At 58.7% G+C, this 18,652-nt stretch carries 17 protein-coding genes; 9 read left to right on the top strand and 8 right to left on the bottom strand.

What is annotated here, in order from left to right; translation table 11 throughout:
* Positions 1 to 20: 20 nt before the first annotated feature.
* The 7 genes from AQ981_RS02275 to mhpT all read left to right on the top strand — a co-directional run bounded on the left by AQ981_RS02275 (position 21) and on the right by mhpT (position 7,622).
* Positions 21 to 1,685, top strand: a complete 1,665-nt coding sequence (locus AQ981_RS02275; protein ID WP_058910118.1) for a bifunctional 3-(3-hydroxy-phenyl)propionate/3-hydroxycinnamic acid hydroxylase — start codon at positions 21 to 23, stop codon at positions 1,683 to 1,685.
* A 1-nt stretch (position 1,686) separates the two neighbouring features.
* Entirely contained in the window at positions 1,687 to 2,631 is a 945-nt protein-coding gene (gene mhpB, locus AQ981_RS02270; RefSeq protein WP_058910117.1) for a 2,3-dihydroxyphenylpropionate/2,3-dihydroxicinnamic acid 1,2-dioxygenase, read from the top strand.
* Positions 2,632 to 2,650: 19 nt separating this feature from the next.
* Positions 2,651 to 3,514, top strand: coding sequence for a 2-hydroxy-6-oxonona-2,4-dienedioate hydrolase (gene mhpC / locus AQ981_RS02265; RefSeq protein WP_058910116.1), 864 nt, complete (start codon positions 2,651 to 2,653; stop codon positions 3,512 to 3,514).
* A 36-nt stretch (positions 3,515 to 3,550) separates the two neighbouring features.
* Positions 3,551 to 4,345: a 2-keto-4-pentenoate hydratase gene (gene mhpD / locus AQ981_RS02260; protein WP_058910326.1), complete on the top strand. Its 795-nt coding sequence runs from the start codon at positions 3,551 to 3,553 to the stop codon at positions 4,343 to 4,345.
* A 12-nt stretch (positions 4,346 to 4,357) separates the two neighbouring features.
* Entirely contained in the window at positions 4,358 to 5,308 is a 951-nt protein-coding gene (gene mhpF / locus AQ981_RS02255; RefSeq protein WP_058910115.1) for an acetaldehyde dehydrogenase, read from the top strand.
* Positions 5,305 to 6,315 (top strand): 4-hydroxy-2-oxovalerate aldolase, encoded by a 1,011-nt coding sequence (gene mhpE / locus AQ981_RS02250; RefSeq protein ID WP_058910114.1) that lies wholly within the window; start codon positions 5,305 to 5,307, stop codon positions 6,313 to 6,315. Before mhpF ends, mhpE begins: the two co-directional genes overlap by 4 nt.
* A 104-nt stretch (positions 6,316 to 6,419) precedes the next feature.
* Positions 6,420 to 7,622: a 3-(3-hydroxy-phenyl)propionate transporter MhpT gene (gene mhpT / locus AQ981_RS02245; protein WP_058910113.1), complete on the top strand. Its 1,203-nt coding sequence runs from the start codon at positions 6,420 to 6,422 to the stop codon at positions 7,620 to 7,622.
* A gap of 34 nt (positions 7,623 to 7,656) precedes the next feature.
* On the opposite strand, the gene AQ981_RS02240 is transcribed toward mhpT, so the two are convergent.
* The 7 genes from AQ981_RS02240 to pqqU form a co-directional block, all read right to left on the bottom strand.
* Positions 7,657 to 8,340 (bottom strand): ArsR/SmtB family transcription factor, encoded by a 684-nt coding sequence (locus AQ981_RS02240; protein ID WP_058910112.1) that lies wholly within the window; start codon positions 8,338 to 8,340, stop codon positions 7,657 to 7,659.
* Positions 8,337 to 8,732: a hypothetical protein gene (locus AQ981_RS02235; protein ID WP_058910111.1), complete on the bottom strand. Its 396-nt coding sequence runs from the start codon at positions 8,730 to 8,732 to the stop codon at positions 8,337 to 8,339. Before AQ981_RS02235 ends, AQ981_RS02240 begins: the two co-directional genes overlap by 4 nt.
* Positions 8,733 to 8,856: 124 nt before the next feature.
* Complete coding sequence (locus tag AQ981_RS02230) at positions 8,857 to 9,975, bottom strand: YbdK family carboxylate-amine ligase (RefSeq protein WP_058910110.1); 1,119 nt, start codon at positions 9,973 to 9,975, stop codon at positions 8,857 to 8,859.
* A gap of 214 nt (positions 9,976 to 10,189) precedes the next feature.
* Positions 10,190 to 10,330, bottom strand: coding sequence for a hypothetical protein (locus AQ981_RS27975; RefSeq protein ID WP_121500602.1), 141 nt, complete (start codon positions 10,328 to 10,330; stop codon positions 10,190 to 10,192).
* On the bottom strand, positions 10,330 to 10,851 hold the full coding sequence (locus tag AQ981_RS02225) for an RES family NAD+ phosphorylase (protein WP_058910109.1): 522 nt from the start codon (positions 10,849 to 10,851) through the stop codon (positions 10,330 to 10,332). Before AQ981_RS02225 ends, AQ981_RS27975 begins: the two co-directional genes overlap by 1 nt.
* Entirely contained in the window at positions 10,844 to 11,533 is a 690-nt protein-coding gene (locus AQ981_RS27970; RefSeq protein WP_071608780.1) for a hypothetical protein, read from the bottom strand. Before AQ981_RS27970 ends, AQ981_RS02225 begins: the two co-directional genes overlap by 8 nt.
* A gap of 488 nt (positions 11,534 to 12,021) precedes the next feature.
* Positions 12,022 to 14,157, bottom strand: a complete 2,136-nt coding sequence (gene pqqU, locus AQ981_RS02215; protein WP_058910107.1) for a TonB-dependent receptor PqqU — start codon at positions 14,155 to 14,157, stop codon at positions 12,022 to 12,024.
* 278 nt (positions 14,158 to 14,435) lie between these two features.
* Here pqqU and yncE point away from each other — a divergent pair, with 278 nt between their 5' ends.
* Positions 14,436 to 15,518 carry a 7-bladed beta-propeller protein YncE gene (gene yncE, locus AQ981_RS02210; RefSeq protein WP_058910106.1) on the top strand — a complete coding sequence of 361 codons (1,083 nt, stop codon included), beginning with the start codon at positions 14,436 to 14,438 and terminating at the stop codon, positions 15,516 to 15,518.
* Positions 15,519 to 15,740: 222 nt separating this feature from the next.
* Complete coding sequence (locus tag AQ981_RS02205; RefSeq protein WP_058910105.1) at positions 15,741 to 16,898, top strand: alpha-hydroxy acid oxidase; 1,158 nt, start codon at positions 15,741 to 15,743, stop codon at positions 16,896 to 16,898.
* Between the two features lie 31 nt (positions 16,899 to 16,929).
* Here AQ981_RS02205 and ansP read toward each other — a convergent pair whose 3' ends face one another.
* Entirely contained in the window at positions 16,930 to 18,396 is a 1,467-nt protein-coding gene (ansP, locus tag AQ981_RS02200; protein WP_058910104.1) for an L-asparagine permease, read from the bottom strand.
* Positions 18,397 to 18,652: the final 256 nt, after the last annotated feature.

Genomic DNA, 18,652 nt, shown 5'->3' with positions numbered 1-18,652 from the left:
GCCAGTAGTGAGGTAACAATATGACAACTACCACTCCGGATATTCAGCCAGCCGTACAATACACCGCTCAGGTGACGATTCTGGGCGCCGGCCCGGTCGGCCTGATGATGGCTAACTACCTTGGTCAGATGGGCGTAGAGGTTTTGTTGATCGAAAAACTCGACCAGCTTATCGACTACCCGCGGGCCATCGGTATTGACGATGAGGCGCTGCGCGCCATGCAGTCGGTCGGCCTGGTTGACAAAGTACTGCCCCATACCACGCCGTGGCACGCGATGCGTTTTCTGACCCCGAAAGGGCGCTGTTTCGCCGATATTCAGCCGATGACCGATGAGTTCGGCTGGTCGCGGCGCAACGCGTTCATCCAGCCACAGGTTGACGGCGTGCTGTTTGACGGCCTGAAGCGTTTTCCAAACGTGCGCTGGCTGTTCTCGCGCGAAGTGGAAGCCTTCAGCCAGCAGGAGAATCAGCTGACCCTGAATATCCGCGGGCCGCAGGGCGAACACGAAACGGTACAGTGCGACTGGCTGGTCGCCTGCGACGGCGGCGCCAGCTTTGTGCGCCGTACCCTGAATATCCCTTTTGAAGGTAAAACCGCCCCCAACCAGTGGATCGTCATCGATATCGCCAACGATCCGATCAGCACCCCGCATATCTATATGTGCTGCGACCCGGTTCGACCCTATGTTTCCGCGGCGCTGCCTCACGGCGTGCGGCGCTTTGAATTTATGGTTATGCCTGGGGAAACCGAAGCCCAGCTCAGCGAGCCGGACAACATGCGCAGACTGTTAAGCAAAGTGCTGCCGGACCCCGATCGGGTCGAGCTGATTCGCCAGCGGGTTTACACCCACAACGCGCGCCTGGCGGAGCGCTTCCGCGTCGATCGGATTTTACTGGCCGGCGATGCCGCGCACATCATGCCGGTCTGGCAGGGACAGGGTTACAACAGCGGTATGCGTGATGCTTTCAACCTGGCGTGGAAACTGGCGCTGGTGGTTAACGGCAAAGCCGGCGATAAGTTGCTGGATACCTACCAGCAGGAGCGGCGCGATCACGCCCGGGCGATGATTGATCTGTCAGTGACCGCCGGCCATGTGCTGGCGCCGCCAAAGCGCTGGCAGGGCGCGCTGCGCGACGGGCTCTCCTGGCTGCTCAACTACATTCCGCCAGTGAAGCGCTACTTCCTCGAAATGCGTTTTAAGCCGATGCCTCGCTACAGTGCCGGCGCGCTGGTGACGGAAAACGAAACCAAAAACAGTGCGGTGGGCAGGATGTTTATTCAGCCGAAAGTCACCCTCGAAAGCGGCGACGTGGTGCTGCTCGACGATGCCATTGGCGCTGGCTTCGCGGTCATCGCCTGGGGTTGTAACCCGCTGTGGGGGCTGAGCGCCGATCAAATCGCCCGCTGGCGCACCGCCGGCACCCGCTTTATCCAGGTAGTGCCGGAGGTGCAGATTCACGTCAGCCAGGACAATCATGACGGCGTTATCCGCGTCGGCGATACCCAGGGGCGTCTGAAAGCCTGGTTCGCTGAACGCCCGACATCCATTGCCGTACTGCGTCCCGATCGTTTCGTGGCGGCAACGGCTATTCCCCAGACCCTCGGTAATGCGATGGATTCGCTCTCTTTGGCCATGACGCTGACAGCAACCGGGGCAGATACTCCCGTAGAGAAGGTGGCCTGATATGAATGCTTATTTGCATTGTCTTTCCCATACCCCGCTGGTGGGGTATGTCGACCCGGCGCAGGAGGTGCTGGATGAAGTGAATGGCGTCATCGCCGCCGCCCGGGATCGGATTGCCGCGTTCGATCCGGAACTGGTGGTGCTGTTCGCGCCGGACCACTACAACGGCTTTTTCTATGACGTGATGCCGCCATTCTGTTTAGGGATCGGCGCCACCGCCATCGGTGACTTTTCCAGCGCCGCCGGCGAACTGCCGGTACCGGTGGCGCTGGCGGAAGCCTGCGCCCATTCGCTAATGAAAAGCGGCATTGATATGGCGGTGTCTTACTGCATGCAGGTGGATCACGGCTTTGCCCAACCGCTGGAGTTTTTACTCGGCGGGCTGGATAAGGTGCCGGTATTGCCGGTGTTTATCAACGGCGTCGCCACGCCGCTGCCGGGGTTCCAGCGTACCCGCATGATGGGGGAAGCCATTGGCCGCTTTATCAACACCCTGAATAAGCGGGTACTGATTCTCGGATCTGGCGGGCTGTCGCACCAGCCGCCGGTACCGCAACTGGCCCATGCCGATGCGCATATGCGCGATCGCCTGCTGGGTAGCGGTAAACAGCTTCCCCCTGACGAGCGCGAACTGCGCCAGCAGCGGGTGATTAACGCGGCGGTGAAATTTGTTGAAGACCAGAACAGTCTGCATCCCCTGAATCCTGTCTGGGATAACCAATTTATGACGCTGCTGGAGCAGGGGCGGATAGCGGAGCTGGATGCGGTCAGCAACGAGGAGCTTTCCGCTATCGCCGGCCGTTCCACGCACGAAATCAAGACCTGGGTGGCCGCCTTTGCCGCGCTGTCCGCCTGCGGTCCCTGGCACTGTGAAGGGCGATACTACCGGCCGATCCCCGAATGGATCGCCGGTTTCGGCTCCCTGAGCGCCACCACACAGAACTGACTGAGCAGGAGAGATGTAGATGACACAACAGAAACAAACCGAAGCCGCCACCAGCCGTTTCATTGATATCCGCGAAGGGGATAACACCCTGCATATCCACTACAACGACTGCGGCAGCGGCGCTGAAACGGTCGTGATGCTGCACGGTTCCGGGCCGGGCGCTACCGGCTGGGCCAACTTCAGCCGCAATATTGATCCGCTGGTGGATGCCGGTTATCGGGTGATTTTGCTGGACTGTCCGGGCTGGGGCAAAAGCGATTCTATCGTCAATACCGGGTCACGCTCCGATCTGAATGCGCGCATCCTGAAAGAGGTGGTCGATGCGCTGGATCTGCAGAAAGTACACCTGCTGGGGAACTCGATGGGCGGCCACAGCGCGGTGGCGTTTACCCTCAACTGGCCGGAACGCGTCGGCAAGCTGGTGCTGATGGGCGGCGGAACCGGCGGCATGAGTATGTTCACGCCGATGCCCACCGAGGGTATCAAGCTGTTACAGGGGCTGTACCGCGAACCGACCATCGAAAATCTCAAAAAGATGATGAATATCTTCGTCTATGACCCCAGCGATTTGACCGACGCGCTGTTTGAGGCGCGGCTCAACAATATGCTGTCGCGGCGCGAGCATCTGGAAAACTTCGTGAAGAGTATTGAGGCGAACCCGAAACAGTTCCCGGATTTCAGTCCGCGGCTTGGTGAAATCAAAGCGCAAACCCTGATTGTCTGGGGGCGTAACGACCGCTTTGTACCGATGGATACCGGTCTGCGCCTGCTGGCGGGCATCGCCGGCTCCGAACTGCATGTTTACCGCGACTGCGGACACTGGGCCCAGTGGGAACATGCCGACGCCTTTAACCGCCTGGTGCTGGATTTCCTGCGCCGCTGATAACAGGAACAGTGTATGTCTGCATTTTCTAATGATATGGGGACGTTTTCCCCTCACGACCTGGCGTTAGCCCTGCGCGACGCAGAGCGCCACGGGCAGGCCATCGCGCCGCTGCGCGATATTATCGGCGTTGAAAACAGCGATTGCGCCTATGAGATTCAGTTGATCAATGTGCAGCACGCCGTGGCACAGGGCCGGCGCATCGTCGGCCGCAAGGTGGGGCTGACCCATCCGAAGGTACAGCGCCAGCTCGGGGTCGATCAGCCGGATTTCGGTACGCTGTTCGCCGATATGTGCTACGGCGACAACGAAGTCATTCCCTGCGACCGGGTGCTACAACCGCGCATTGAGGCGGAAATTGCCCTGGTGCTGAAAGACGATTTGCCCCATGGCGATACCACTTTCGCTGAACTGTGCAGTGCGGTGGCGTGGGTGCTACCGGCGCTGGAAGTGGTGGGCAGCCGCATTCGCGACTGGTCGATAGGCTTCGTGGATACCGTGGCGGATAACGCTTCCTGCGGCGTCTATGTCCTCGGCGGCCCGGCGCGCCGTCTCGATGGTCTGGATTTGCAGGGTTGCACGATGCAGATGACCCGCAACGGCGAGGAAGTGTCTGCCGGGCGCGGCAGCGAGTGTCTCGGGCATCCGCTTAACGCCGCCGTATGGCTGGCGTGCAAAATGGCCAGCCTTGGCGAGCCGCTGCGCGCCGGGGATGTGATCCTCACCGGGGCGCTGGGTCCGATGGTGGCGGTGAATCCCGGGGATCGTTTTGAAGCGCGGATTGATGGTGTCGGTACGGTCGCGGCGACCTTTTCCGCCGCCGCAGAATAAAGGATCTCAATCATGAGTAAGATAAAAGTCGCCATTATTGGCTCCGGCAATATCGGTACCGATCTGATGATTAAAATTTTGCGCCACGGTCAGCATCTGGAAATGGGCGCCATGGTGGGCATCGACCCGGAATCCGACGGTCTGGCGCGGGCGCGGCGCATGGGCGTGGCAACCACCCATGAAGGGGTCGACGGGCTGATCGGCATGGCGGAGTTCGCCGATATCGATATTGTGTTCGATGCGACCAGCGCCGGCGCCCACGTCAAAAATGACGCGGCGTTGCGGGCGGTAAAACCGGGCATTCGTCTCGTGGATCTGACCCCGGCGGCCATCGGGCCTTACTGCGTGCCGGTGGTTAACCTGGCAGAGAACCTCGATCGCGGCAACGTGAACATGGTGACCTGCGGCGGTCAGGCGACGATTCCCATGGTGGCGGCGGTCTCACGCGTCACTAAAGTTCACTACGCCGAGATCATCGCCTCCATCGCCAGTAAATCCGCCGGCCCGGGCACCCGCGCCAATATCGACGAATTTACCGAGACCACCTCGAAAGCTATCGAAGTGGTAGGGGGGGCGGAAAAGGGCAAAGCGATTATTGTCCTCAACCCGGCGGAACCGCCGCTGATGATGCGTGACACCGTCTATGTGCTCAGCGACCTGGCCTGCCAGACGGAGATTGAAGCCTCTATCAATGAGATGGCGGCGGCGGTCCAGGCCTATGTGCCTGGCTATCGGCTGAAGCAACAGGTGCAGTTCGATGTGATCCCGAAAGACCGGCCGGTTAATCTGCCGGGCGTGGGCCGTTTCTCCGGCCTGAAAACCGCAGTGTATCTGGAAGTCGAAGGGGCGGCCCACTATCTGCCGGCTTACGCCGGCAATCTGGACATTATGACCTCCGCGGCGCTGGCTACCGCGGAGAAGATGGCGCAGTCACTGGCTAACGTTTCAGGAGCGGCAGCATGAACGGTAAAAAACTTTATATTTCCGATGTCACGCTGCGCGACGGTATGCACGCCATTCGCCACCAGTACAGTCTGGAGAATGTACGTCAAATCGCCAAAGCCCTTGACGATGCCCGGGTGGACTCCATCGAAGTGGCCCACGGCGACGGCCTGCAGGGCTCAAGTTTTAACTATGGATTTGGCGCTCACAGCGATCTGGAATGGATTGAGGCGGCGGCTGACGTGGTGAAGCACGCGCGTATCGCCACGCTGCTGCTGCCGGGGATCGGCACTATTCACGATCTGAAAAATGCCTGGCAGGCCGGCGCGCGGGTAGTACGTGTGGCGACCCACTGCACCGAGGCCGATGTGTCAAAACAGCATATCGCTTCGGCCCGGGAATTGGGCATGGATACCGTCGGATTCCTGATGATGAGCCATATGACGTCGCCGGAAAATCTGGCCCGGCAGGCGAAATTAATGGAAGAGTACGGCGCTACCTGTATCTATGTGGTGGACTCCGGCGGCGCGATGAATATGAACGATATCCGCGCCCGGTTCCGCGCGCTGAAGGCAGTACTGAAACCGGAAACCCAGACCGGGATGCATGCCCATCATAACCTCAGCCTTGGGGTTGCCAACTCCATTGCCGCGGTGGAAGAGGGCTGTGACCGTATCGACGCCAGCCTGGCGGGAATGGGCGCCGGCGCCGGCAACGCGCCGCTGGAAGTGTTTATCGCCGCGGCGGACAAGCTGGGCTGGAACCACGGCACCGATCTGTATGCCCTGATGGACGCCGCTGACGATCTGGTGCGTCCGTTACAGGATCGTCCGGTGCGGGTGGATCGCGAAACCCTGGCGCTGGGCTATGCCGGCGTCTATTCCAGCTTCCTGCGTCACTGTGAAGTCGCCGCCGCTAAATATGGACTCAGCGCGGTAGATATTCTGGTTGAACTCGGCAAACGGCGCATGGTGGGCGGCCAGGAAGACATGATTGTCGACGTGGCGCTCGATCTGCGTAACCGCTGATTTTTGTTGTACCGGGCCGCCAGTGGCTGGCCCGTTATTAACTGTGCGGCTGGCAATGTACCCGCCGCCTTTTCACCTGCATCGTTTACCTCAAAGGTATCGCTATGAATGGCCTTATCCCCAAACACAACTCGCGTCTGGTGATGACCATCGGACTCTGTTTTCTCGTCGCCCTGATGGAGGGGCTGGATCTTCAGGCGGCTGGCATCGCGGCGGTCGGTATCGCCAGCCACTTCGCGCTGGATAAAATGCAAATGGGCTGGATTTTCAGCGCCGGGATACTCGGTCTGCTGCCGGGGGCGCTGGTGGGCGGTATGCTCGCTGACCGCTTCGGCCGCAAACGGGTGTTAATCGGCTCGGTGGCGCTGTTTGGTCTGTTTTCCATTGCCAGCGCGCTGGCGTGGGATTTTTATTCGCTGGTGCTGGCCCGCCTGCTGACCGGCGTCGGGCTGGGGGCGGCGCTGCCCAATCTGATTGCGCTGACCTCGGAAGCCGCCGGTCCGCGGCGACGCGGAACGGCTGTCAGCCTGATGTACTGCGGCGTTCCCATCGGCGCGGCGCTGGCCGCCACGCTGGGCTTTGCCGGAGCGGCGATGGCGTGGCAAACCGTCTTTTGGGTGGGCGGCGTGATTCCTCTGTTGCTGGTGCCGCTGCTGGCGCGCTGGCTACCGGAATCCAGCGCTTTCAGTCAGCGTCAGATCCGCCAGGCGGTTCCGCTACGGGCGCTGTTTGCTCCTGATACTGTCCGCGCCACATTGCTGTTATGGCTGTGTTATTTCTTCACCCTGCTGGTGGTGTATATACTAATCAACTGGCTGCCAATGTTGCTGGTGGAGCAGGGATTCAGCGCCGCGCAGGCGGCATGGGTGATGTTCGCGTTACAGATCGGCGCCGCGGTGGGCACGCTGCTGCTGGGCGCATTGATGGATAAGCTCCGTCCGCTGAGCCTGGCGCTGCTGATCTACAGCGGCATGCTGGCTTCTCTGCTGGCGCTGGGTAGCGCGGCGACCTTTGGCCTGATGCTGGCGTCCGGGTTTGTCGCCGGTCTGTTCGCCACCGGTGGGCAGAGTGTACTGTACGCGCTGGCGCCGCTGTTCTACCGTACTGAAATCCGCGCCAGCGGCGTCGGGACGGCGGTCGCGGTGGGGCGGCTGGGGGCGATGAGCGGCCCTTTACTGGCCGGAAAGATGCTGGCGCTGGGCACCGGCACCGTAGGGGTGATGGCGGCATCGGCGCCGGGCATTGTGCTGGCCGGGATAGCCGTTTTCTGGCTGATGAATCGCCAGAAGCAGCTCGCCGCGGCGTGAATATCAGGGCGGGGAACCGTGATTCCCCGCCGCATCAGCCATGTTCCAGTCCGAAGTGTCGTTTCAGCATTTTCTCCCCGGGGGATGTCAGGGTTAGCTGGCGGCTATCGGGGATGCGAGTCAGCCAGCGTTTATCGATAAACAGCGCCAGTAGCCGGGCGCCGCACTGGCCGCCAATGTGCATTCGCCTCTCGCTCCAGTCGAGGCAATGGCAGGCAAAGGGGCGCGAGCCAGCGGCCTGGCAGTCAATACCCAACCGGATAAACTGGCGCTCACCTTCATGGGTCAACTGATAGGTATCTTCCGCCAGCCATCCTCTGGCGAGGATCGCATTGTGCAGCGCGACGCCCAGGCTGCCGGCCAGATGGTCATAGCAGGTGCGGGCGAAACGCAGGCTGTCCGGAGTGCGGGTTTTCAGCGCTGGCGAAGGCCTGTCGGCAACATGCATCAGCATCTCCAGCAGATGAGCGACATCATGACGGGCGATGCGGTAGTAACGATGTTTGCCCTGGCGCACACAATGGGTCAGATCTTGCTCTGTTAAGCGCGCCAGGTGGCTGCTGGCGGTCGAAGGGGAAACGCCGGCCGCCAGACTCAGTTCGGTCGCGGTCCACGCCCTTCCGTCCATCATGGCGTTGAGCATCCGCGCCCGGCTGGCGTCGGCAATCGCCGCCGCGACGCGGGCCAGTCGCTCGGGCAAACATTCCTCTTCAGTCATGGCGCCTCCGGCGGTGTCCAGGCTTCGGTGAGTATCCGCGCTTTATCATTATCATCGGTCACCAGGATCAGTCGATTATCGTGATCGCTGTACTGAGTCACTATATTGATATTCGCGGCGCCGAGTATGGCGCAAATCTCGCCGAGTTGCCCGGGCAATTGCTGATTCAACTGGCGGATAAGCACTTCGCGCACCGCGACGACCGCCACGCCGGCCTGCTGGGCGGCTTCGGCGGCGGCGCGCCCGTCGGCGACTAAAAAGTGCCCATGGCAAACCCCCGCGGCGCTGAAAACGCCGCCCCCTTCCAGACTGACGCCGGCGGCGCCCATGATGCGCCCGAAACGCCCCAGCGCGCCAGGGGTGTCTGCTAACTGTACATGGATATCGTACATGGCTGCCTCCGTATTATTAGTGTGAAGATCCTGATAATACGGAATAAAACCGCGCCTCACTTCGCTGTGCGGCGAAGTGAGCGGTTTTTATGGCCGGGGTGTGACGACGGTCAGGGGAAAAGGGTTACTGCGCCGCCCACAATTCACAATGTTTGCGCACCAGCGCAGAAAGCGAGCCCCCATCGGCCACGGCGGCGCGCAGGGTATCCGACACGTTTTCCGGCTGGCGAACAAAACGCGCCAGCTCGTCCAGCGCACTGTCTGCGCCAAGTTTTGCGGCGGCGGGGGCGATTTTATCCAGCAGACGCAGGATATCTTCGCCAATGGTGGTCTGGCTGCCGTCGCGCGGGTCGGTCAGGGTTCCGTTAAGCCCGTAGCGGCAGGCCTGGAAGCGGTTAAAGGGGTACAGTAAATAATCGTCCCGACAGGGTTTAGACGGCTTTTCCGTTAGCAGCCAGCAGGAGAGCGCCTGGATAAACCCGGCAATGTTAATGGCGTGACTGAGGGTTAACGGCGTATCCATTACCCGGACTTCTACGGTGCCGAATTTCGGACTGGGACGAATATCCCAGTGTAAATCCTTAACGCTTTCTACCATCCCGGTACTTTCCAGATGGCGGAAAACCCGCGAAAAATCATTCCAGTTATTCATCCATGGCGCCGGACCGTGATCGGGAAATGCGGAAAAGATATTCAGCCGCGATGAGGCAAAACCGGTGTCATGACCCTGTATCCACGGCGAACAGGCAGCCAGCGCAATACAGTGTGGGACGTAGCGCGCCAGCCCGTGCATCAGGTAAATCGCGTCATCGCCGTCCGGACAGCCGATATGGACATGCTGACCGAATACCGTGGCCTGGCGAATCAGATAGCCGAACATCTCCAGCGAACGGTGGTAGCGGGCGTCATCACTGATTTCCTGGCGCTGCCAGGTCTGAAACGGATGAGTACCGCCGCCGCTAATCAGCAAATTTAAGCGGCCGGTATGGTGCAGAATGCGTTGCTGAATCGCGCTGAACTGGCTCGCCGCCTGGTGAATATCGTTACAGACGCCGGTGGCTATCTCCAGCATGCTTTCGGTGATGTCGTGTTTGACCTCGCCGGCGGTAATCTCCGGGGTAATTGCATCAATCAGCGCGCTGGAATCTTGGCTCAGGTTGTAGCCGGGGGGATCAATCACCTGCAGTTCCAGTTCGATGCCCATGGTAAAGGGGGTTGAGCGGTGAAATTCAGCTAATGGCATAGGCTTCCCGGGCTAAGACAAGATAATAAAAAGTATAGAAGACGCAGGGGAAATCACCGGGCGTTACAGTACCCGCCCGCCTGGGGAGAGACGACGATACCCCGGAGAGGCCTGTCACTTTGCAGTCAGGGGATGAAACTTTACCTCCCTTTGTTCAGCGCCGTTCTGACACCGCCCGTATTTGAGCGCGGTCTGCGCCATGCCGGCAAGGGCGCTACAGGATGTCGGGTATCAGCGCCAGCGCCATCTCGTCCGCCAGCCTTTCCAGCGCAAGATACAATGCGGGAGATGAGGCCGCGGGCGTCGAGAAATTGAGCTGCAGGCTGCCTGGCGTAATACGGTCGCCAAACAGCATCAGCGCTTTGTCGCCATGCTGTTTCGATGCCCAGCGCAGCCCCTGAGCCGTGGGATTATCGCGGTAAAACTGCGCCGCCCAGCGCCGGGTGTCGGGCCAGTCCTCAGGCCGGAGCCGAGTAGCTGATACTGAGTGATACCCAGTTTTTTGAGGGTGCGCGGATTGACATCGAGCAGCGCCAGATCCTCGCGGGCGATTAACTGGCTATGGGTCAACGCCTGGAGTTTACTTAATTCAACCCCCAGACCGGCACAGCGCAGCGGTAAATCGTGAAGCAGGGTTTCCATCAGCGCCACGTCAATACTTTCCGCCCCGTACAGTGTGGGAATGGTGACGCCAGGGGCCGGAGTGAGTGGGCTGAAGCGTGCGCTGCCGTAGCCGGGGTTAAACAGCGCCCCCGCCAGACGGGTGGAGTGGATGCGCTCAATGGGTTTCCCGGCCGGCCAGAGCGCGGTTTTTATCAGCGCGCTGGCCGGCGGTTCAGGGAAGGGAAGCTGGCAGGCCGTTTCATGCTCAGCCATGCAGCGGACCTTCCCGCTCTTGCTGCGCCGCGTGATATACCGCTTCCGGCTGCGCGACCAGACAATCTTTCGGCTTCTGATTGCTCAACCAGCTATTCGGAGAGCCAAACCAGAACGCCAGAGACCAGGGGGTCTTTGACTCGCCAAACAGTTCAAGCAACTTTTTAACGACCGGCAGGGGCTGCCCGCCTTCATCCAGCGCATAGGCCGGGTAGAGATCTTTGCCCTCCAGCGGAATGGCGAAGATTTTTTTGGCCCGCTTCCAGCGATTGGGGACCGCGCTGGGGTTTTTAACCGCGATGCCAGAGCCGGTGAGTTCGCTGACCTCCCGGGCCAGCAGCCAGCGGCTGTCCGCCAGAACGCTTTCTTTCAGCCCATTCAGTCTGTCGCTGTTGCGCTGGCTGAACGCCGGGGTCGCCGCCGCCTCCGGCGCCTGAAGTGGTTGATCTGCCGCCGCGCGGCGCGTTTTCACATTTACCAGCGTGGTCATGGCGCTTTCCAGCGCCAGATAAAAATCGCGGGTATCCATTGTGTCGGGGATTTGCACCATAATATACCGATCCGCCTGATCCTGAGGCACCTCTGCGTACATGACCGTTTGTTGCGGTGGTCGCCCGCCCGGTTGCGGACTAACACAAAGTACGGTCACGGGGACGTCAGTTGCCTTTTGTTTGCCAGCCATTGTTCACTCCTTACTATCGCAATAGCTAATATATACCATATCTACAATATAGCACATATCGCCAATTACCGATATCACGGAGCACCGCCGCTATTTTGTGCAATAGCGGAGGAAGTGCCAATAAAAATAGTGATTCATCAACCCATTTTGCGAGGTGTCTTCCCGATCGTCGGACAACAGTTATATCGCCAGCCAGAAGACGGACAGATACAGACAGCAGGGCGGGACCGACGTTTCCGGCAGGCCGAAAACGCTGACGACAGGCGCGCTTCAGCGCCGGGCTCTGAGCGGATGTAGTGGCTTTTCGTTACTGAATGTAGCGTTCAGGGCAGGCCGAAAGATCAGGAAAATTAAAGGCATATCCGGGCGTGATAGATTTTTGCAAAGCTATTAGCCAGTGACCCGATCTGCCGGGGCGGCGGTGAAAAAGGGCGATAATGCGTCGGAGCAAATATTAACGAGCGGGATTAATCTCCCGCCCGCTGACGTTAATTAAACTGATAGCTGATGGTGGCGCCAATACTGTAATTGCGGCCGGGGGCCGGTTCAAAATAACGACCATTACTCTCATTAACGATGACCGATCCGACATACTGGCGGTCGAACAGATTATCCGCCCGGCCGAAGAGATCGAGCAGCCAGTCGCCGGCTCGCAGTTTATACCCGGTATTCAGTCCCACCGTGGTCCAGGAGGGCGCCCGGGCGGTGTTTTGGTCATTGGCCTCAATGTCGCTCAGATAGTGGATATCCGCACCGGCGTACCAGCCGCTCTCCGGTTGATAACCAAAACTGGCGTAGCCCATGTTGCGGGCGATACCTGGCATCCGGTTACCGCGACAGTCCTGTTCCGCGCCGCACACATTGGTGCGATAGGTGGCGTCCAGCCAGGTCCAGGCCATCTGTAACCGCCAGTCATAGCCGAACTGCTGATCGAAGGACAGCTCGGCGCCGCGGCGGCGGGTTTTCCCGGCATTTTTGTAGCTGGTACGACCGCCGCTGCTCTGGTCCACCACCAGTTCATTATCGGTGTCGGACTGGAACAGCGTGGCGGTAAGCAGCCCATTGCCGAGGCGGGTTTTACTGCCGATTTCCACATTGTTGCTGGTTGACGGTTGCAGGCCGAAGTTCAGGCCGCTCTGGCCGTCAGCGCGGTAGGAAAGCTCATTAATGGTCGGCGTTTCAAATCCGCGCCCCGCGGAAAGGTAAACATTCCAGCTTTCGGTCAGGGCATATTTCAGGGAGCCGACCGGCAGCCATTTATGGTAGCGGGTATCGCCGCTGTCATCGCCGTTGGCGGCGGTAATGTAGTGGTCGTTGGAATCAAACCAGATAGAGCTATAGCGCACGCCGGCGTCAAAGCTCAGTTTGTCCGTCAATTGCCAGGAGGTTTGCAGGTAGGGATCGAGATTCCACATCAGGTTGCGCTCATCGCGGCGCAGATTACCTTTTTCCCCTGGTACCGTGACGCCATTTTGTTCGCGAAAGTTTTCGTACCCCTTGCGCTTTTCGGTCATGGTTTCATAGTCCACGCCGGCGGTGAAGCTGACCGGCAGACTGAACAGCGTGTCCCGGTGTGTCCAGCGGGTATCGATGCCCTGATAGTGGCGGGTCAGGGAGATAACCCCGCCGGGGTGGGTCGGGTTGAGCTGTGGGGCGACGGGAATCGACTGATACTGCACCGTTTCCCGCTCGCCGGCCCAGGCCATTGCGCTGAGATCGTCATTTGCCCCTGGCTGGAGGTCATAACGTACGCCAATCTGGTTTTGTTTTACGGTTTTGCGGGTATTGTACTGGTCGGCGCGCGGCGCCTGGCGTGGATTATCGCGCCACTCCTGCCCGGTCAGACCGCCGGGATCGTTAGCTTTAATATCCACGCTGTTGAAACTGAGCGTCAATTTACTGACGTCGTTAAGACGCACGCCGATCTTTCCGTTACCGGTATTTTTACGCGCGCCGCTGTGATCGCGAAAGCCCTGGGTGGTAAAGCGGCTGGCGGACAGCATGTAATCCACATCGCCGGCCCGGGTACCGTCCCCGGTAGCGCCGGAAATTTTCAGGTTATTGCGCCATGAGCCATAGCTACCGTACCAGGTACCCGCTTCGAGGGTGGTGGGCTGCCGGCCGGTCTGGCTGGCAATATTGATAACCCCCCCGGAGGCATTGCCGTACAGGGCGGAGTAGGGACCACGCAGCACTTCCAGATGGTCAATGCTGTTGATGTCAATATTTGATGTCTGCCCCTGGCCGTCAGGCATGGTTGCCGGAATGCCGTCGACATACATGCGGATACCGCGCACGCCGTAGGTAGAGCGGGAGCCGAAGCCGCGCATCGAAATCTGCAGATCCTGGGCAAAATTTTGCCGGTTCTGGATTTGCAGCCCCGGTACCGCGCCCAACCCCTCAGACAGATTGACCCGCGGCGTCGCCCGGCGCATATCGTCGCCATTAACCACGCTCACCGCGGCGGGAGTATCCAGTTCGGAAACCGCCCCCGGGGTTGCCGTAACGATCATCGTCGATTGTTGATTTTGAGCGGCATAGAGCGGGGCGCTGTATCCGGGAGCGAAGATCGCCGGCAGCAGAAACAGAGGAAGGGGGAAACGTATAAGGTGATTAATTTTCATAACATCGGGACCAGCGGCAGCGCATCATGCACTTTTTGTAACATAGTGCTTACATGGTAATGCTTTTTACAAAACATTTAAATTGTTAACTTGATCACACTTATCATATCTTGGGTGAATATTTATTGCCTGAGCTTTGATGTCAAACGCTTCCGATCTTTAAAAGAAATGATTATGATTCTCATAATCATTTTAAAGATAACCGGTGACGAGGTAGCGCCGGATTTAAAATGGATTCAATGTGATGCATTTAATATATGGACTGAAAGGAATACATTATGCCGTCTGTTAATCTGTTTGTTGCACGCCACTGCCGTACGCTGCTTGCCAGCGCGCTGGTCTTCAGCGCCACCGTGACCACGTTCAGCGCCAGCGCCGCAGAAGCGATGCTGCGTGAACCTGTTGGAAAGGGGGCTTATGAGATGGCGTTCAGCCCGCAGGAGAATGCGCTGTATCTGGCGACATCCCAGAGTCGTTCACTGGATAAAGGCGGCGTCGTTTATCGTCTGGATCCGCAAACCCTGGCCATCACCCAGATTATCCATAACGATCTGAAGCCGTTTGGCGCTGCTATCAACACCAAAACCAATACCCTCTATTTCGGCAATACCACCAATAGCGCGGTGACCGCCATCGATGCAAAAAGCGCGCAGGTAAAAGGACGGCTGGTGCTGGACGAGCGTAAACGTACCGAGAAAGAGCGTCCGCTGGCGCCCCGCGAACTGGCGGTAGATGAAACCACCAATACGGTGTATGTCTCCGGTCTCGGCAAAGATAGCGTGCTGTGGGTGGTGGATGGCGAATCCCTGACCCTGCGTAATACCATTACCGGTCTTGGCAGAGCCAATACCGGGCTGGCGCTCGATAGCGCGGCGAAGCGTATTTATACCAGCAATGGCGATGGAGAGTTTGTGACCATCGATACCGCAACGGACAAAGTGCTGTCCCGTAACAAGCTGCAGGACGATGGCCAGGAACATATGTACCTGAATATCAGCCTCGACAGCGCCAACCACCGGGCGTTTGTCACTGACTCGAAAGCGGAAAATCTGCTGGTTGTCGATACCCGCAGCGGTAAAGTAACCGATAAAGTCGCGGTCCCGAAATCACTGGCGGTGCTGTTTAACCCGGCTCGCAATGAAGTGTACGTGACACATCGCGAAGCAGGCAGCGTCAGTATTATTGACGCGAAAACCCTGAAAGCGATCAAAACCATAACGGCGCCGACGCACCCTAACAGCCTGGCGCTGTCTCCGGACGGCCAGACCCTGTACGTCAGCGTTAAGCAGGCCTCCAGCCGCCAGCAGGAAGCCACCAGTCCTGATGAGGTTATCCGCATCGCGCTGGGCGATAAAGCCTAAGCGGCGTTTTGCGCGCCACGCCGCCCGGCGTGGCGCTTCCTGTACACCGCTCATCCCTGCGATCTCTGGCCCGTAAAGCCAGCATAACAATATAATTTTGCAGAATTTTTCCGTAAAAGATCACATTTAGCGCCGTTATCTGATTTCGTCATTGACCTGAGCGCGTAGTTGCGTTTTTGTAAGGGAGTTGTAAATGATGACAACAACAGAGAAGGACACAAAATGTATAACCTCGGGATGATTACCTGCGTGGCGGATATGCGCAAAGTGTATTACCGCAGAGTACCCCGTATGTTTGTGGATTACTGCGACTCCGGCTCATGGTCGGAAGCGACTTACAACCGCAATACATCTGACTTTGACAATTACCTGTTGCGCCAGAAAGTGCTGGTGAATATGACCAATCGCTCCCTGGCCACCACGATGGTGGGTGACAGTGTCACGATGCCGGTAGCGCTGGCGCCGACAGGGCTGATTGGTATGCAGCATGCCGATGGCGAAATTCTGGCGGCGAAGGCGGCGGAAGCGTTTGGCATTCCCTACATTATGTCCACCATGAGTATCTGCTCCATTGAGGAGGTAGCCGCCGCCACATCGCGCCCGTTCTGGTTCCAGCTGTATATGATGCGCGATCGTGAATTTATGGGCCGGCTGATTGAGCGCGCCCGCAACGCCGGTTGTAGCGCGCTGGTGCTGACGGCGGATTTACAGGTTATGGGGCAGCGGCATAAAGATATTAAGAACGGACTTTCCGCGCCGCCGCGACTGACGCTGGTCAATATGCTCAATATGATGACCAAACCGACGTGGTGCCTGAACATGTTGCGCACCCGGCGGCGCAGTTTTGGCAACATTGTCGGGCATGTCAAAAATATTAGCGACACTTCGTCGCTCAGCGCCTGGACCGCTGAGCAGTTTGATCCGCGCCTCAGTTGGGATGATGTTGAATGGGTCAAAGCCCGCTGGGGCGGCAAACTGATCATTAAAGGTATTATGGAGGTCGATGATGCGCTACGGGCGGCGCAGGCCGGGGCGGATGCGATCGTGGTTTCCAACCACGGCGGTCGTCAGCTTGACGGCGCGCCATCGACCATTTCAGTGCTTGAAGAGATTGTCCAGGCGGTGGGCGATAAGCTGGAGGTGTATCTCGATAGCGGTATTCGCAGCGGGCAGGATGTACTGCGGGCGATGGCGCTGGGGGCCAAAGGTACGCTGATTGGCCGGGCGTTTATCTACGGACTGGGGGCGTATGGCGAGCAGGGGGTGAGCCGCATTCTCGATATCATCTATAAGGAACTGGATATCAGTATGGCATTTTGCGGCCACACCCGAATTGAGGATGTCGATCGTTCGATTCTGCGCCCGCGCGGCGGGCAGTGAAACGCGGCAGGGTTGGCCCTGCCGCAGGCGGTTAGCGCGGGGTGTCCGGGTTCGTTTGTTCCGGCGCCTGTTGATACACCGTGTCGGCAATGTCGGCGACTCGCCCGCGCACCCGATACCAGCCGATGATCAGAATCGTGGCGATCAGCGGTATCGACGCAATGGTATAAGTGCCGTTGGGGTAGTCAAAGGCCATCAGCACCAGTACCGCCGCCAGAAACAGCAGCGTCAGCCAGGAGGTGAACGGCGCGCCGGGGAGTTTAAAACTGACCTCCTGCGCGCTGCCCGCTTTGATAGCCTGGCGCAGCTTTAACTGGCAAATGACGATAAACGCCCATGAAGTAATGATCCCCAGCGACGCGAAATTAAGCACGATTTCAAACACCTGTGACGGCACCAGGTAGTTGAGAAACACCCCTACCGCATAAATCGCAATCGTCACCAGAATTCCGGCGTAAGGCACCTGATAGCGGCTCATTTTCTGCATAAACGGCGGCGCGGAACCGCCCATCGACATGGATCGCAGGATACGCCCGGTGCAGTACAGGCCGGAGTTGAGGCTGGACAGCGCCGCGGTCAGTACCACAATATTCATAATACTGCCGATATACGGCACGCCGAGCTTCGAAAAGAAGGTGACAAACGGACTTTGACCGGCCTGATAAGCGTTCCACGGCAGCAGCATCACCAGCAGCAGCACAGAGCCGACGTAGAACAAGCCAATGCGCCAGATAACACTGTTGATGGCTTTCGGCACCATGGTTTGCGGATCTTTGCATTCTCCCGCCGCGGTACCCACCAGTTCAATGGAGGCAAAAGCGAACACCACGCCCTGGACCAGAACCAGAGCCGGCAGGATACCGTGGGGGAAGATCCCGCCGTTGTCGGTGATCAGGTGAAAACCGGTGCTATTGCCGTCCAGGGGTTTGCCGGTGCCGAGGAACACCACGCCGACCACCAGAAAAATCACGATAGCCAGCACTTTGATCAGCGCAAACCAGAACTCCATTTCGGCGAACCAGCGTACGCCTATCATATTCATCGTCCCGACGATGGCCAGCGCGCCAAGGGCGAATACCCACTGCGGAACATCGCCAAACGCGCCCCAGTAGTGCATGTAGAGCGCCACGGCGGTGATATCCACGATACCGGTCATCGCCCAGTTAACGAAGTACATCCAGCCGCAGACATAAGAGGCTTTTTCGCCGAGAAATTCCCGGGCATAGGAGACGAAACTGCCGCTGGACGGGCGGTGCAGTACCAGTTCGCCCAGCGCGCGCAGAATAAAGAACGAAAAGATGCCGCATACCAGGTAAACCAGCGCCAGCGCGGGTCCGGCGGCCTGCAGACGTCCGCCGGCGCCGAGAAACAGCCCGGTGCCGATGGCGCCGCCAATGGCAATCATCTGTACCTGGCGGTTACCCATCGCTTTGTGATAACCGGCATCCTGGGCGTTCAGCCAGCGGCGCTTCGCCGCTTCGTGTTTGGTTGTTTGCATTTACGTTAATGTCACCCTGTCATCAATCAATCTGTATTATCCGGCTTTCCACCGTCATCGCCGCTTATGGCGGCGCGTCCGTTCCCTCATCCGGCCATTATTCGCGGGCGGTATGAAAAATCCGGCGAGGGATCCTACCGATAAATGATAAGTGACGCAAAACATCCTGTAAGTGGATGAAAAATGGTCGTTCAGAATTTAGGCTTATTTATCAGTACATAACGGAAACACTGTCGGGTTCGGCCGGGGAGCGATA

This window comes from Entomohabitans teleogrylli, from assembly GCF_001484765.1.
GTDB classification, from domain to species: Bacteria; Pseudomonadota; Gammaproteobacteria; order Enterobacterales; family Enterobacteriaceae; genus Entomohabitans; species Entomohabitans teleogrylli.
Note: the sequence above shows the minus strand (reverse complement) of the source record. Positions and strands in the feature narration are given on the sequence as shown.

Excerpts from the sequence above, each read along its gene's own strand:
- AQ981_RS02275 (WP_058910118.1), top strand. The coding sequence starts at position 21 with ATGACAACTACCACTCCGGATATTCAGCCAGCCGTACAATACACCGCT.
- mhpB (WP_058910117.1), top strand. The coding sequence starts at position 1,687 with ATGAATGCTTATTTGCATTGTCTTTCCCATACCCCGCTGGTGGGGTAT.
- mhpC (WP_058910116.1), top strand. The coding sequence starts at position 2,651 with ATGACACAACAGAAACAAACCGAAGCCGCCACCAGCCGTTTCATTGAT.
- mhpD (WP_058910326.1), top strand. The coding sequence starts at position 3,551 with ATGGGGACGTTTTCCCCTCACGACCTGGCGTTAGCCCTGCGCGACGCA.
- mhpF (WP_058910115.1), top strand. The coding sequence starts at position 4,358 with ATGAGTAAGATAAAAGTCGCCATTATTGGCTCCGGCAATATCGGTACC.
- mhpE (WP_058910114.1), top strand. The coding sequence starts at position 5,305 with ATGAACGGTAAAAAACTTTATATTTCCGATGTCACGCTGCGCGACGGT.
- mhpT (WP_058910113.1), top strand. The coding sequence starts at position 6,420 with ATGAATGGCCTTATCCCCAAACACAACTCGCGTCTGGTGATGACCATC.
- AQ981_RS02240 (WP_058910112.1), bottom strand. The coding sequence starts at position 8,340 with ATGACTGAAGAGGAATGTTTGCCCGAGCGACTGGCCCGCGTCGCGGCG.
- AQ981_RS02235 (WP_058910111.1), bottom strand. The coding sequence starts at position 8,732 with ATGTACGATATCCATGTACAGTTAGCAGACACCCCTGGCGCGCTGGGG.
- AQ981_RS02230 (WP_058910110.1), bottom strand. The coding sequence starts at position 9,975 with ATGCCATTAGCTGAATTTCACCGCTCAACCCCCTTTACCATGGGCATC.
- AQ981_RS27975 (WP_121500602.1), bottom strand. The coding sequence starts at position 10,330 with ATGCTGTTTGGCGACCGTATTACGCCAGGCAGCCTGCAGCTCAATTTC.
- AQ981_RS02225 (WP_058910109.1), bottom strand. The coding sequence starts at position 10,851 with ATGGCTGAGCATGAAACGGCCTGCCAGCTTCCCTTCCCTGAACCGCCG.
- AQ981_RS27970 (WP_071608780.1), bottom strand. The coding sequence starts at position 11,533 with ATGGCTGGCAAACAAAAGGCAACTGACGTCCCCGTGACCGTACTTTGT.
- pqqU (WP_058910107.1), bottom strand. The coding sequence starts at position 14,157 with ATGAAAATTAATCACCTTATACGTTTCCCCCTTCCTCTGTTTCTGCTG.
- yncE (WP_058910106.1), top strand. The coding sequence starts at position 14,436 with ATGCCGTCTGTTAATCTGTTTGTTGCACGCCACTGCCGTACGCTGCTT.
- AQ981_RS02205 (WP_058910105.1), top strand. The coding sequence starts at position 15,741 with ATGTATAACCTCGGGATGATTACCTGCGTGGCGGATATGCGCAAAGTG.
- ansP (WP_058910104.1), bottom strand. The coding sequence starts at position 18,396 with ATGCAAACAACCAAACACGAAGCGGCGAAGCGCCGCTGGCTGAACGCC.